The organism is Agathobacter rectalis ATCC 33656 (assembly GCF_000020605.1).
GTDB classification, from domain to species: Bacteria; Bacillota; Clostridia; order Lachnospirales; family Lachnospiraceae; genus Roseburia; species Roseburia rectalis.
In genome coordinates this window covers 155743-170057 of the sequence record NC_012781.1, presented here as the reverse complement: position 1 = coordinate 170057, position 14315 = coordinate 155743, and the positions used below count along the sequence as shown (strand labels likewise).

General features: G+C 37.1%; 13 protein-coding genes and 1 tRNA gene. All 14 read right to left on the bottom strand.

Annotated features, from left to right (window positions below):
- Positions 1-60 precede the first annotated feature (60 nt).
- The 14 genes from EUBREC_RS00800 to EUBREC_RS00735 all read right to left on the bottom strand — a co-directional run bounded on the left by EUBREC_RS00800 (position 61) and on the right by EUBREC_RS00735 (position 14315).
- Positions 61-1059, bottom strand: coding sequence for a PDDEXK nuclease domain-containing protein (locus EUBREC_RS00800; protein WP_012741101.1), 999 nt, complete (start codon positions 1057-1059; stop codon positions 61-63).
- A gap of 182 nt (positions 1060-1241) precedes the next feature.
- Complete coding sequence (locus tag EUBREC_RS00795) at positions 1242-1511, bottom strand: FYDLN acid domain-containing protein (RefSeq protein ID WP_041254395.1); 270 nt, start codon at positions 1509-1511, stop codon at positions 1242-1244.
- A gap of 32 nt (positions 1512-1543) precedes the next feature.
- The gene (locus EUBREC_RS00790) at positions 1544-1885 is read right to left on the bottom strand and encodes an arsenate reductase family protein (RefSeq protein ID WP_012741098.1); all 342 of its coding nucleotides are present in this window, start codon (positions 1883-1885) and stop codon (positions 1544-1546) included.
- A 1-nt stretch (position 1886) separates the two neighbouring features.
- Positions 1887-2309, bottom strand: coding sequence for a (deoxy)nucleoside triphosphate pyrophosphohydrolase (locus EUBREC_RS00785; RefSeq protein ID WP_012741097.1), 423 nt, complete (start codon positions 2307-2309; stop codon positions 1887-1889).
- Positions 2306-4666, bottom strand: coding sequence for a DUF3427 domain-containing protein (locus EUBREC_RS00780; RefSeq protein ID WP_306718546.1), 2361 nt, complete (start codon positions 4664-4666; stop codon positions 2306-2308). Before EUBREC_RS00780 ends, EUBREC_RS00785 begins: the two co-directional genes overlap by 4 nt.
- A gap of 78 nt (positions 4667-4744) precedes the next feature.
- Positions 4745-4817 (bottom strand) — tRNA-Ser (locus EUBREC_RS17415).
- A 96-nt stretch (positions 4818-4913) separates the two neighbouring features.
- The gene (locus EUBREC_RS00775; RefSeq protein ID WP_148207792.1) at positions 4914-6632 is read right to left on the bottom strand and encodes a type I restriction enzyme HsdR N-terminal domain-containing protein; all 1719 of its coding nucleotides are present in this window, start codon (positions 6630-6632) and stop codon (positions 4914-4916) included.
- Positions 6633-6830: 198 nt separating this feature from the next.
- Positions 6831-7784, bottom strand: a complete 954-nt coding sequence (locus EUBREC_RS00770) for a DUF4868 domain-containing protein (protein ID WP_012741093.1) — start codon at positions 7782-7784, stop codon at positions 6831-6833.
- A 4-nt stretch (positions 7785-7788) separates the two neighbouring features.
- Complete coding sequence (locus EUBREC_RS00765) at positions 7789-8367, bottom strand: hypothetical protein (RefSeq protein ID WP_012741092.1); 579 nt, start codon at positions 8365-8367, stop codon at positions 7789-7791.
- A gap of 106 nt (positions 8368-8473) precedes the next feature.
- Positions 8474-10189 (bottom strand): recombinase family protein, encoded by a 1716-nt coding sequence (locus tag EUBREC_RS00760; protein WP_306718545.1) that lies wholly within the window; start codon positions 10187-10189, stop codon positions 8474-8476.
- A gap of 773 nt (positions 10190-10962) precedes the next feature.
- Positions 10963-12138, bottom strand: a complete 1176-nt coding sequence (locus EUBREC_RS00755) for a type II restriction endonuclease (RefSeq protein ID WP_012741090.1) — start codon at positions 12136-12138, stop codon at positions 10963-10965.
- A complete protein-coding gene (gene dcm / locus EUBREC_RS00750; protein ID WP_041253770.1) occupies positions 12138-13283 on the bottom strand; it encodes a DNA (cytosine-5-)-methyltransferase in 1146 nt (381 codons plus the stop codon). Before dcm ends, EUBREC_RS00755 begins: the two co-directional genes overlap by 1 nt.
- 374 nt (positions 13284-13657) lie before the next feature.
- Positions 13658-14092, bottom strand: coding sequence for a very short patch repair endonuclease (locus EUBREC_RS00740; RefSeq protein WP_041254391.1), 435 nt, complete (start codon positions 14090-14092; stop codon positions 13658-13660).
- A 13-nt stretch (positions 14093-14105) separates the two neighbouring features.
- Complete coding sequence (locus EUBREC_RS00735; protein WP_012741086.1) at positions 14106-14315, bottom strand: helix-turn-helix domain-containing protein; 210 nt, start codon at positions 14313-14315, stop codon at positions 14106-14108.

Here is a 14315-nt window from a genome sequence, read left to right as displayed (position 1 = left end):
CATAAATTTAATTCTAAGTTTTTTCAACAGGCTGCTATTTTAGTTATACAATACTAAATTTTATTTAATCCGTTTCTGGATATCTTCAACGGATGGCAGTTGTTCTTCCAGTTCATCCGGCAGAATGCTTGTCACTTTATATTCGCTCACACCAATTGGTTTGGAAATATCTTTGAGCGAATATTCCGCTACCACGTTGTTCTTGCTCTTACAAAGGAGCAGACCAATGGACGGGTTATCCTGCTCTTTCTTTAATATGCCATCCACTGCCGACAGATAGAAATTCAGCTGCCCGGCATATTCCGGCTTGAATTCCCCGGTTTTTAGTTCTATGACTACATAGCAGCGCAGATTCAAGTTATAGAATAACAGGTCAATATAAAAATCATCGCCGCCCACGTTCAGATGATACTGATTCCCCAAAAATGCAAAACCTGTTCCAAGTTCCAGAAGCAGCTTGGTGACATCCCTCACCAATGCCTGTTCAATATCCCGTTCCAACATGTCCTCTCTAAACGAAATAAAATCAAACACATATGGGTCTTTCATCGTCTGCGTTGCAAGCTCACTTTGAGGTGATGGCAGTCGATTTTCAAAATTTGTGACCTTGTCCGCCAAAACCTGCCGTTGATATAAACCACTTTCTATCTGATGCACAAGAACATTATGCGACCATCCATTTTCTGCTGTTTTATGAATATACCATACACGTTGTTCTTGGTCTTTTACCTTTTCCAAAATTGCAATATTATGGGACCATGGAATTTGTGCAGACACCGTCTGCACAAATTCACGATCCGGATAAGTCTCAGCGAATTTTGCCATATACTTCAGATTTCTGACGGAATATCCCTTGCTCTTTGGAAAAGCACTTCGTATATCCGTGGCAAGATTGTCTACAAACTTGTTCCCCCACGCTTTATGCTCATTGATTACACAACCAATATCATGATACAAAAGCAACATATCAGCATTCACATGAATCGTCGCATGATATTGTGCAGCCTTTATTTCACTTTTTATATTTTCGATAACGGATAGATACTCCGATGTATTCATCAACACACGCCTCGCCTCACTTTCTCATAACTGTTTAAGCATTCATTCCATCTTGCATTTGTCTCCTCAAGCTCCATACTCTTTGCTGTCCTTGGTTTCATATAGTGCCTCTCCAATCTTCTCAATCAATGTCACATCCGCCGGCAGCTACTTTACATCTGCATCTACATATATCTGCATTCTTATATCCAGCTAAAATCGCCACCTGTCACAGCAAGCGATAACAGCTTATCCATCTTCTCTACCTCTTCAACGCCTCTAACCATCTGAATAAGATTCGCAGATTCTACAACCTTTGGCATCTCCTCATCAGGTCCTATCTCCATATCTGCCTCTTCTCCACAGTATGGACATACCAATGTTGGTGCAATTTTTAAATCCAGAAACCTGCTTCCACACTCTTTACACTCATAATAACCGCACTGCTGGGTGCCATCCGGTACATAATACATATATAATTTCCTGCCTTTCATTTCCTTTAGTGTTATTTCCATGTCTTCCATACATCCGGCTGGTACCCGATTGTTGACTGCCTGCCGTTTCTAACCACCGGTGTCTTAATCACCTGCGGATTTTCAAGCACTTTATCCAGCTTGTCCTCATCTGCTATGTACTTTATAAGTGCCAGCAAATCCTTATCTTTGCCATCCCAGTTAATCATATTGTCAAGACCGCCATTCACTTGGGCGACAGAATTAAATTCGCCCTTGCTCATGCCTTTTTCCTTCATGTCGATAAACTGAAACTTTATCCCACGCTCCTTGAAAAATCGCTGTGCTTTCTTTGTGTCATTACATTTCTTTGTTCCGAAAATTTGTATGTTCATGCTATTTGCTGTCCTTGGTTTCATGCAACTCCTCTCCAATCTTCTCAATCAGTGTCACATCCGCCGGCAGCCACTCCACGTCCGCCAGATGCTCCTTTGTAAGCCACTTTGCGTCCTCAGCCTCCTTTAGGATAAGCTCACCGTGAATTACCTCACACCAGAAGCAATCCATAGAGAGATGGAAATTAGGATAATCGTATTCTATCGTATCTATTAATTCTCCGACAGCAATTTCTGTGTCCAGTTCCTCCATTATCTCCCACTTTAGCGCCTGCTGCGGTGTCTCGCCAGACTCAATCTTGCCTCCAGGAAACTCCCAGCCGCCCTTGAACTCTCCGTAGCCTCTTTGGGTTGCAAATATAATCGGTTTATTTTCTTTATTGACTGCTCTTATGACGGCAGCCACTACGCGTACTGTTTTCATATTGCCTTAAGCTCCTGTGTATTATTTTGTAATCTTTGTTGTAAATTGCTCTGCAGATATCGAAGCAGATCCTCTCTTACAGGGTGGTGCATCTTCATCTCAAACTTGGTGATATCGCGCTCTTTGCCATTGTTATCACGCTTTCTGGCAGCGCGCACATCAACTATATCAAACTCTCCCATATAGTAAAAATTTGACTCCGCATCACTCTTTTTCACGAGCAGATGCTTTCTTTTTGTGTTCACTACATCTGAAACATATGAGCTGTCCACGCCCCTGCCAATCTGCGAATCCCATCTGAAAATCATATTATCTTCAAACGCATCCGCGTAATCCGGCTTTCCATCTACATAGTTTTTCTGCTCGTCTGTGCTTTCCTCTTTATGATATGTGACAAAGATAAATACATCATCATCTATGCGCTTCATTCCGTACATGGTAGAGGAAAGATCCCTACCACAATTCATCAACAGACTAACATCACGCCTGGAGTATTTCTCATACAATACAAACGGACTCTCATTTTTGAGTGCGGTCTGATATTTATCATGGTATCTTTTGAGTCCTACCTCTATTATGTCATCTATCTGCTTTTTGAACTCTTCATTTTGAAGCCTTGTGGTAAAGTTATTCATCCTGCGGAAAATATTATTGTTATCCTCCTTTAGAATATCTATTCTGCAAAATCTCTTGTACTCATCATCCTTGCTGACAAACTTTCCCTGCAACACATCAGCCGCATTGTCAAGAGACTGCACATTTACCTCGTAATCGTATCTTTGTGTGAAAACCTCTCTTATCTCTTTCATTGAAAGAGACGGTTTCTTCATAAGCTGCCTTAAAATCTCCAATTCAAACGGTCTCGTACCACTTAGGATAGTTTTAGACAAATACTCAAGAGTTGTTTTTTCCTGCTCATTTAATCTGCCGGTATAAAGCTCCTTCTCAACCGCTTCAAGAAATGCCTGATAGGTCTTGTACTCTTTTATTATTACAAGCGGGTCTACCTCTCCATTTTCATAAAAATCCAATAGGTACGGCACTCTTCCAAGCCTGTTTTTCAAAGAAACATAGCTCTCTCTTATAATGGATTTCATACCCTTTATTTTGCCTATCGACGCAAAAATCCTGTCCTTTGCAATCTCATCAAAATGCACTGTCGAAGCGCCGGGAATCGTATTATTTCCGCTGATAACATACTTTCTGATTGTATCTGCATTGTAAGAGCGGTCGCCCGACAATGCGACTGGTATCATAAAATTGTTGTTATAGTTGCCAATGAAATCAAGTATAACAACATATTCCTTGCCATTTGCCTTTCTAAGTCCACGTCCCAGCTGCTGTATAAATACAATTGGCGATTCTGTCGGTCTGAGCATGATGACCTGGTTTACCTCCACGATATCAACACCCTCATTTAAAATCTCGACGGAAAATATGTAATCCAGAGGCTGCATGTTTTCATCGGCTTTATCTACTTTATCCGTTTTCTCTGTTCTCTCCGTGTCAAATATCTGATCTGCATTAGTTTTGTTAGTGGTATCTAACGTATTTTCATCCATCGCAAGCCGCTCAAAGGCTCTCTGTCTCTCCTCCTCTGTGGCATCTCCATTTAATGCGATTGTACGGAAAAATCTGCCTGTCTCAGGATTTATTGTCTGATTAAACTTATTCGATAATTCGACTGATTCATCTATCCTGCTGCAAAAAATCAGTCCCTTCACCCTGTCGCCGCTATGTCCAAAATAATTGGCCTGCTCAATGATATGCTTTACCCTCTCATCACCAACAAGCTGGTTGAACGATGATTCTGTAAGCTTTTTACTCTTTATCTCCTTGTCACCAAGCAGTGAAACATCTGTTATTCCAAAGTAATGGAACGGGCACAGCATGTTTTCCTCCATAGCCTGCTGCAAACGAATCTCATACGCAATCTGATAATTAAAAATCTGGTAAATGTTTTTTCCGTCAATATCATCATCGCGCTTATCAGGGGTCGCTGTCATTCCAAGCCACAGCTTTGGTGTAAAATAGTTCATCACCTTCTGGTATGTGTTAGCCGAGCTGTGGTGTGCCTCGTCCAAAATTATGCAATCAAAGTCATCCGGTGCATATTTTCTCAAATGCTCATCACGATTTAAGGTCTGTACCGTTGCAAAAACATAATCCCTGTCATAGTCACTGTACCCTGCACCGACAAGTCCCATAGAAACTGATTTATCAAAAATCTTTTCATATGATTTCTTTGTCTGTCTTGCAAGCTGACCTCTGTGTACGAGAAACAGCACTCGCTTGAATCCCAGCTCACGCATGGCAAACGCAGATGCATATGTTTTTCCGGTACCCCCTCGTGTCAAGGGTGTGATGGGGACTTTTTTAAGTAATTTTCATTTTCTCAAATGGCATCTTTACCAATAGCAATATTCAATTTTAAAGGCGAGGTGCAGGAGTCGAACCTGCGTCCTTTACCAGAACTGGTACTGCGCCTCTCCGCTGCGCTATCCTCGCTTAAGGCGGTGGCGGGTTATGGAAACAGCTTTGCAATCATCTATATTGTACCATTGCTAAATAGATTTACAAAACATCTACCGTAAAACATTCTTTTTATTCAACTGTATATTTTCCAATCTTTACAGGATTTAATAATTTTACTCTTTCTCGACTAACCTTGCTTTCCATTCTTCGAATATCTTCAAATAATGCATTTAAGTCTAACTCATCTTCTGTACTATATTTTTCAAAAAGATGTGCCAACAGAAAAATAGGTACTGCATGTCTATTTTTTTTATTATCGTGAAACTGAATCCGCTTATCAACAAACAGATACAGAATATCCAAATTAGTAATTTTATCAAAATCTATTTCATTATCAAAAATTTTTGATATTTTCTCTTTTCCTAACCCTAAATAGAATTGATGTTTTTCTAATTGTCTTGAATACACTTTTCTAATAGCATCTTCTATCTGCAAATAATCATCATGATTCAAATATACATTTTCTTTCCATTTACATTCCAGAACTAACAATTTTTTTGTCTTTATGTCATAAATTGCAACATCAATATCGCTCTTCAAATCTCTACCATTAAATTTAAGACCAGGCTCATTATATAGATAATTTGATCTTACCATTATATTCTTATATTTTTTACTATGGTTTACAACATAATCTACAATAGATTGAGACACAGTATCATCCTTCTCATAAAAATCAACAGCTTTATAGTAATGGCCATTTACTATGGAAAATTGAAAATCGTTCAGCACTATAGAACTTGGAATCCAAATAACCTTTTCTCGACATACTATGAACGGAAATTCCAAAAAAGATCCACCTTGAACACTCGGGTCAACAGAAAAATATTTTACATAAACCTTCATTACATCATTAGAAAGGCCTACTTGCTTTCCTAATGCCAAGAGTTTGGGCAGTTCATACACACAATAATATTTCCCATCTCCATAACCTGTCGTAAATGTAAGCATTCTTTTTACTGAATCTACCCTGCTCAAATAGTAAAATAATGTTAAAAATGAAGCAAGTTCATCCTTACTATTTATTACACTTTCACCATTATCTCTATATCTACTTTTTAATGTTGAACTTGATATTTTATTAAGATCTATCAGTATACGTTTTTTACATAACTCAAAATACTTTAAATCTATCACCGATGTCATTCTTCGCAAAATATTAAAATATGTTATTACCAATTGGGGATTTTGGGACAAAACAAAAACATTTATTTTATCAAGCAAATATTTCTCACACTCAGTAAAAACATGCCTTTCTGCTTCTGAAGCAAGGGCATCATCCAATCCATAATAATAAATCATCTCTTTGCTATATTCGTCCTTTATTACTGGAAAATAAAAACCTAAGTTACCATTTTTTTCTTCTCTGATTTCAACCTTTGAAGAACCATCTCTTATACTCTTTATCAAATTCGCTTTTGAATATTCATCATATATCTTTAACACCCATTCTATAAATTCATATTCACCTGGTAACTGTTCGCCAAACACTGCACTCTGATACTTTAATTTTCCGTTCTTTTCCATTATATTTTTAATGTACCAATAGACAGCTTCTCTCAATGGATTGACTGATATCATTAATTCATTATTAGCAAACAATCCATTATTAAGAGATTTCATCGACATATCATTAAATTTTTTCTCAACCACAGACAATGGATAAAGTATTTCTTTTCCAAAATCATGTGAAATTTTTTCATATACCCCCTGAAAATTATTATCTATATCTTTATTAATTTCTGAAAATAAAACTTGTCTTAATTCATACTCTTCTTGTCTTTCCAAGCTAATCATCCCTCCCACAAATTTTCATTACTTTTTTCATCATAAACAACTTTAATTTGCTATCAATAATATGGTATTATGAAATGTCTCTCAACCTATAATTATCCACACGTGGTTATAGAGTACGGGCCTTACCCCTTTTTGATGCTTTATAGCTATGCACATACCATAGGGGAAATTTAAAACATTACAATCCATTTACTCATCTTGACTTTCACTATTTAATAATGTTTTGGACGTACTATCATACTCCATATCAGTCAATTCCGATTTAACATAATCATCATTAAGCAATTTCATAAGATTATCGACATCTTTTTTCGTATTTGTACGAATCTTTCCATTTTCAATATGTATAATATTTTTATATCGAGGAACTAATGGTATTTTATTTATGAGTTCATCTTTATCCATTGCCAACACTGGTGAATTCTTCACTTTCATAAGTTTTTTGGATATAGTTAATTTTTCTCCAGTTTGATATTCCTTCAATGTAGCTATATTTCCAATAATATCTAATTCTTCCAGTTTGGAAATAACACTCTGTGCTTGGTTACGGACAAACACTTGAAAGCCAAAAAAATCTTGAAGAACCTTAACATTTCTTACCAATATAGTATTATCTAAGATAAGTAACTCTCCTCTTTTATCGATTTTCAGCATTTCTTTATCGACAATTTCAAACACATTATCTTTTTGTATTATTCTTAGATTATTTTTTGCCTGCAATCTGGATCCTACATATGCTTGCTGATATATAAACAATTTCTTGCTATTTAGATTTATTTTGAATAAAAAGCCAAGGACATTTCCTATGTCCTTTTCGTCAAAATTGAAAACCTCATCCATACTATCATCATTTAGCAAGGCAAATGGTTTGTACTCATCACTTTGCTCCAAAACATAAACTGCCTTTTTATTATCTATAACATCTAAAATATCACAGTACACCACCTCATCTTGCAAATACTGTGTATTAATAATCTCCAAAGCAATAGACCGAATTCTATCTTTCAAGGAATTCATCGATATCATCTTCTCAATATAAAATCCCTGCTCCTCACCTTTTAAGCAGACGTATACATCAACACCGCACACTGCACCTGTTTCTGTAATTTCTTTAATTTTTGATGTTATCTCTTGTTTATTCATGAATTTATCCTTCCTTTCTGATAACTAAAACATTGTCCTCTATCTTCTTGTACTCTATTGTGTTGCGACTATCCATATTGCCTCTTATCAATGCAATATACTCTCCATCTGGCAAATGCTCATTGTCAACAAATTTAAATTTATACACCTTATATTTCAATATTATTAGTACTGGGTTTTGATAGTATAAATTGGTTTTCGACAACAAACATATTATTATAACAACTAGAAAAATCATCAATAATAAACCATTCCACGTCGAAATATCGTTAACCAACAATGGCAAAATAAGTGTAAGAAAGAAATTCAATCCGGCATCTTTTTCTTCTTTGATATCCTTAACTTCATAACCTCCAACTACGTCATATCGTTGAAAACATACAAATTTAATAAATATGATCAAAGACACAATAACCCAAATCAAACAAATCCACATTCCTATATATAACGGCAAATGTTTATAAACCATCTGAATATTGAACAAATTGCCAACCACACAACCAAACTTCTCAAATGGAAAATATTGCAGTATTGTTAATAAAAATAACGGACTTAACGACAAAATAATCAATTGCTTCTTCAATCACTTCACCTCTTTTCCTTCTTGACAATATATTTGTTTTGACTTTTCGCTCCCATTCCAATTATACCACCTCCTCTCACTAATCTCCACCGAATATTCAGTATTATCAAGGCTTTCGAGCCTTTTCTGTCTCCCAAAACTCATCCTTAAACTTCCACTTTATCTCCACCCTGTCCTTTGCATACACAACAATCTCCTCCACAAAAGCATCCACCATTTCCCTGTTAAGTCCCGTCAGCTTCAGCTGCCCTTCCAACATCTCCAGACCTGCCACTTCCGGCACATCAACATCTGCCATCTTGGTGACTGCTGCCCTCTGCTTTTCGATATTCTCCCGCAGGCGCTCAAGCATCTGCTCATATATCTTACGCTGTTCCAGATATGTTTCCTTATCCGTCATGCCAAGCTTGTAACTTTCATAAGCTTCACGCAGGTTCTTTTCGATCAGTTCACGGCTATGCTCCATATCTGAAAGATGCTTTTCTGCCTGCTTTAATCGTTCTGCCTGTTTCTCCCGTTGCATATCCACAACCTTTCTGGAATCCACCAACACATCAATCATCATCTGAAGTGCTTTCTTCACAACACTTTCCATATAGGCATCCAACACGCTGATATTGCATTTTCCATCAGTCTTATCCAGATAATGATTTGCACAATAATACTTCGGTCGACCGGCATAAGTATGGGACAGGCGATGCCCACAGTTTCCACAGATCATCTTGCCGGTCAGGCAATGTGTTTCATGCTTTCTTTTGGCACTGGCACATGTATTTCCTTTTCGCATGGCAGCGGCTTTTTCAAAATCCTCCTTGCTGATAATTGCCTCGTGACAATTTTCCACACGCTTCCATTCATCCTTTGGAAGTGCTTTTGCATGTTTATCGCCAACATTCTCAATCTTGAAGCGGCTGTAAATCATCGTGCCGGTATATTGCTCATTTTCGAGGATTCTTCCTATTGCAACATTATTCCAGAGAGGCTTTTTCTCACGATATCTGGCAAGTTGCTTTTCACTTTCTGTCTGCATGGCAATATACACGCCCGGCGTATCTATTCCATCCCGGTTCAGTCCTTCTGAAATTTTGTACATAGATTTTCCAGACAGAAACTCTTTGAAAATGCGCTTTACAATCTGACTGGCAAACTCATCCACAACCAGCTTATGCTTGTCCTCCGGACTTTTCACATAGCCATAAGGAGCATAGGTAGCTATGTACTTACCATTGCCACGCTTTGTATCAAGTGTCAATGATACTTTGGAAGACTGCTCCTCACTGAAGAAATCATACATGATTCCCTTAAATGCAACATCAATCTCACCAATACCACCCACATAATCTGCGCTGTCATAATTATCGTTTATAGCAATAAATCGCACACCCATAAAAGGAAATATCTGTTCAATATATTTTCCCTGCTCGATATGATCTCTGGAAAATCTGGAGAAATCCTTTACAATAACGCATGAAATCTGCTTTCTTTTCACAAGGTCCAGCATTCTCTGCATATCCGGGCGGTCCATATTTTTACCTGAATAGCCATCATCCACAAACTCCATCACACTCATTTTGCGAAGTTCCTTATTTTTATTAATAAATCCACGGATAAAAGCACGCTGATTGGTAATACTGTTGCTCTCATCTTTTACAAATTCATCTTCCTTTGATAATCTCAAATATATTGCTATCTGCTCCAGATATGCTATCAACAACTCCTCTAGCGTTGATTGTTCACCATATGACATGGTTACTTTTATGGCACTCCCTTTATCTGTATCTATTTCAATTGTTTTATCTGTAATATCTATTTTTTCTTCCATCTGCGCTACCTCCATAAAAAAACGCTATCCATAGCTCATTCGAAAATGCATAAACTATGGATAACGATTTTGGTTATCACTAATTCTGTTCTGGACTTCTTTTAACGTCCTATGAAGGTATACGCCGGTCTTCCTAACCCCTCATCGCCCCGTATACGTAAAGGTGTACTCACCTCCGGGAATTACAGACGAGCCACTAGCTGTGTTCACGACGCCCTCCTCCATTCTGGAGAAGCACTATCTCCCCTACATGCATTGCGGGGATCGGGACGAACCTCTCGCCCCTCATGGGTTATTATCCTTACGCAACATACCTGCTCCCGCATTGCCCGGACTTCTGTCCAGCCTCTTGGCCTTCATCTCTCAATCCATCAGCCTACTAATATGATAACTGTGACTTTCATCCTGCGGGTATATGATCCGTAATTTTACTCAAATCTGTAACTGCTATTCAGTTGTCAATTTTCATTTTCTCATTGGCTTGTCTCAAGCCTGGATATAGTATAAACCCATCCTGTCTCGTCCACAAGGGACTATCATGGTCTATTTTTGCGAAAAAGTGTCAGTTTGTGACATTTTTCTGATTTCCACAAAATATCATACTGCCTCGGTCAGTGATTGTACACTTCTGCAGAGTATGAAATTTGCAAATCGTGTGTTCATTATACAATGGGGTTTTGTGTTTGTCTATGGACAGGGTTGGTGTTTTTTTAGTAAAATTCACCATAATTTGGTGTTATTAAAAATCCGCATATTATTAACACTGTAGAGACTTAATCAGTATTTTGAATACTCTTAATATACCTTACAAAACGAGATATTGTCCAAATTCTATCTTGTCTATCTCTTGGATAACATGATATGTATGGTTTAGGTACCACAAGAATAACTTTTTCTGCCTCCATCTCATCCATTTGCATAGGTGATACTCCCTGTTGCAATGTGCATAAAAACTTATTTTCATCTTTTAATCGATTTGCCTCATTCAGAATTTGACGCCATCTATCCTTACAAGTTGTTTTAGCTGCCAAGGTCGCCAATTTACTTACAGGATATGTCAAATCACGATATGCCACTGCTGATGGAAATAGAAAATCTGGTTTCTTTTTTCCTTCTGTAACAGGTTGCGCATCATAAATAATTTCATTAGCTACAAATATTGCCTCCAAATGATGTTCTAAACTCTTTCCTGCTCTGCTCTTACGTCTATTTAATACAGAATTCGCAACACTAACAAATTCTTCAACTGACGGAAATCCACATCTTACAATATCTCCGTATCTATATTCTTCCAGCGCTCTAAATAATGCATATTCCATATTAGTCCATTCTATAATCTTTTTATCAGGATTTGTAATCAAATACTCAACATGATTATACACTGCATCAGAAATATTTCTTGCAGCCGATGACATCACCTCTGTCTCTGGAAATTCTACTTCCAACGAGGAAATAAATGTTTCGATAGCCTGCTGTTCTATAACACTTCTTTGTACGCCTCCGGCTCCAAACAAACAATTAGTCTCTGTTGCACTTATCCCAAATGTACTCAAAAATTCTTCTATTTCATCCTCCGTATCCATTATAAATACGGAATAATCATCCCAACTTTGTTTTGTCAAGACAAATAAAGAACCTGTTCTATCCGGATTAATTATATCAAAGTCTCTTCCAAATTTCGTAATTCTCAGTTCCTTTTTGCTACTGTAATAAGTAAATGTACTTTCTGTAACCAAATCTCCTTGCCATGTTATCTTAACATCTCTCTTTAAAATATCATTATCTGGCAATATTTCTACAAATAACATGCGACTTGCAGATACTGACACAAGAACTCCGCCTTGATGTCCACCTGTCGCTCCAGTATCATTCGCAGATAAAAATTTGCAAAAAGCCAATTCACTTGCAACAGTTGATTCTATTGCTTTGTTTAGTATTTCTGTTGACATTAAATCGCCTTCCTTTTTTCATTCTGAACATCCGATTCTAATAAATCAATTTTTTCTACAATCAGTTTTGCAACATTCTCTATTAATGGAACAACTACCGAATTTCCAAACTGTCTATACGCTTGCGTATCAGACACCGGTATTACAAAGCTTTCTGGAAATCCCTGTAATCTCGCGCACTCACGCGGAGTCAACCTCCTCGGATTTTTTCCCTTTTGAGCTATTAATATTTCTGATCCATCCTTATGATATCGTGCACTAATAGTTCTAGATACTCCATCCAAAGGCGCAATTCCATAACCAAATCCATTACCAGCTGCCCTATGTTTAGCAGCATAATTCTGAAGATATGTCCATAAATTATCAGACAATGTATATTTATCATCTACCTTTTTTTCTAAAATGTCTCGCATCACTGGTTTCGGATTGACTGGCGTAATGTCAAAATCAAACTCAATATCATCACCATATCTCTCCATGTCAAAGCCAACAATTATAATTCTCTCTCTATGTTGCGGGACAAAATTCTGTCCGTCCAACACTGCAAAGAAAACCTTATATTTCAACTCATCTAATGATTCTAGAATCGTTTTAAAGGTCCTTCCTTTATCATGACTCTTCAAATTTTTTACATTTTCAAGCATAAACGCTTTGGGGCGCTTTTCTTTTAAAATTCTGCAAACATCAAAGAATAATGTTCCTTGTGTTTTATCTTCAAACCCAGTCTTTCTTCCCAAACTAATCTTCTTCGAGACGCCCGCAATAGAAAACGGTTGACACGGGAACCCTGCAACCAATATATCATGATCAGGAATTGTTTTAGCGTCCACCTTTGTAATATCGCCTTCCGGTTGTTCCCCAAAATTAGCATAATATGTTTGCTGACTATACTTATTCCATTCGTTGGAATATACGCATCTTCCACCAACATTCTCATATGCAAGTCTCATTCCTCCAATTCCCGCAAAGAGATCAATAAAAGTAAATTGAGATTTTAAAATAGGTATCTGTTTCTTTTTCTTATCTGTAATATAATATACTACTGCTTCTCTTACACAAGCTTGCATTGATTGTTCTGTTTCAACAGAATATGTATTAAGTTCTTCATACAATGCATCATCTACTCTTAAATGCATCTGTTTCATATAATTGCCTCCGGGAAAAAATATGTACCACATGTTTCCCTTACATTATACAGCATCATTTACAAAAAAGCAATATGATTTTCGAATATATGTTCGTTATTTTAATCGCCATTTTTTTGTTGTGACATCACGTTCTACAATCCCTTCGCTTTCCAACGTTCTCAATAATCCAACAAGCCAAAAATTCTGTTGCGTCGACGTAGCTGTAGGTTGTTCTCCCCAGTCTAATCCACATACTCTAAACAGCTCCGCTTGCTTAATACCTTCTGCACTTGGTTGACACGCTTCACTCTGTTGCATAAAACTCATTACAAGTTCACGCGTCTGTTTCCTAATATCCTCCCCCCATTATTTCAAATCTACTCTTCATAGAATCAATCCTCCATCTTTATATCAAATATTATCTCTTCTATAGCCTTTACACACTCATCTGTATGCTTTTTTATATCTTTACCCCAAAATCTTATAACCGTCCATCCCATAAATAACAATTTTTTATTAACCATATCATCCCTTTCTCTATTTTTAGAAATTTTGTTCACCCAAAATGCACTATTATTACTTTTCTGTAGCCTTGGCTTTAGCACTTCCCAGTCTTTTCCATGAAAAAATTCCCCATCGCAAAATATTGCTATCTTATATTTTGTCAACACAATATCCGGATTTCCCGGTAACTTTTTATAATTCTTCCGGTACCGATAACCTTTTGCCCATAAAGCTTTTCTAAGGATAATTTCAATTTTAGTATCTTTTCCATGAATATTTTTCATGTTTTTATGCCGTTGTTCTTTAGTCAAAACATCCGCCATATATATCACCTTCTTATACTGTGTCTCCATCATCCAACACAAAACTTCTTTCAAAAGTAACTCCCGCGGCTTCTGCTATATCCTCAAGCTCTGCCACAGTAAAACTTTCTCTTTTCAGTTTTGCATTAAAATTTTGAGGTGTTGTTCCCAATCTCCTTGCCAACTCTGCCAGACTTATTTTCTGTCTGACACACAATACTTTTATTTGCTCAGATATTGTCAT

What these genes read in the sequence shown, in the direction of transcription:
- EUBREC_RS00800 (WP_012741101.1), bottom strand. Translation starts at nt 1,059, where the DNA reads ATGAATACATCGGAGTATCTATCCGTTATCGAAAATATAAAAAGTGAA.
- EUBREC_RS00795 (WP_041254395.1), bottom strand. Translation starts at nt 1,511, where the DNA reads ATGTATTATGTACCGGATGGCACCCAGCAGTGCGGTTATTATGAGTGT.
- EUBREC_RS00790 (WP_012741098.1), bottom strand. Translation starts at nt 1,885, where the DNA reads ATGAACATACAAATTTTCGGAACAAAGAAATGTAATGACACAAAGAAA.
- EUBREC_RS00785 (WP_012741097.1), bottom strand. Translation starts at nt 2,309, where the DNA reads ATGAAAACAGTACGCGTAGTGGCTGCCGTCATAAGAGCAGTCAATAAA.
- EUBREC_RS00770 (WP_012741093.1), bottom strand. Translation starts at nt 7,784, where the DNA reads ATGAATAAACAAGAGATAACATCAAAAATTAAAGAAATTACAGAAACA.
- EUBREC_RS00760 (WP_306718545.1), bottom strand. Translation starts at nt 10,189, where the DNA reads ATGGAAGAAAAAATAGATATTACAGATAAAACAATTGAAATAGATACA.
- EUBREC_RS00755 (WP_012741090.1), bottom strand. Translation starts at nt 12,138, where the DNA reads ATGTCAACAGAAATACTAAACAAAGCAATAGAATCAACTGTTGCAAGT.
- dcm (WP_041253770.1), bottom strand. Translation starts at nt 13,283, where the DNA reads ATGAAACAGATGCATTTAAGAGTAGATGATGCATTGTATGAAGAACTT.
- EUBREC_RS00740 (WP_041254391.1), bottom strand. Translation starts at nt 14,092, where the DNA reads ATGGCGGATGTTTTGACTAAAGAACAACGGCATAAAAACATGAAAAAT.
- EUBREC_RS00735 (WP_012741086.1), bottom strand. Translation starts at nt 14,315, where the DNA reads ATGACAATATCTGAGCAAATAAAAGTATTGTGTGTCAGACAGAAAATA.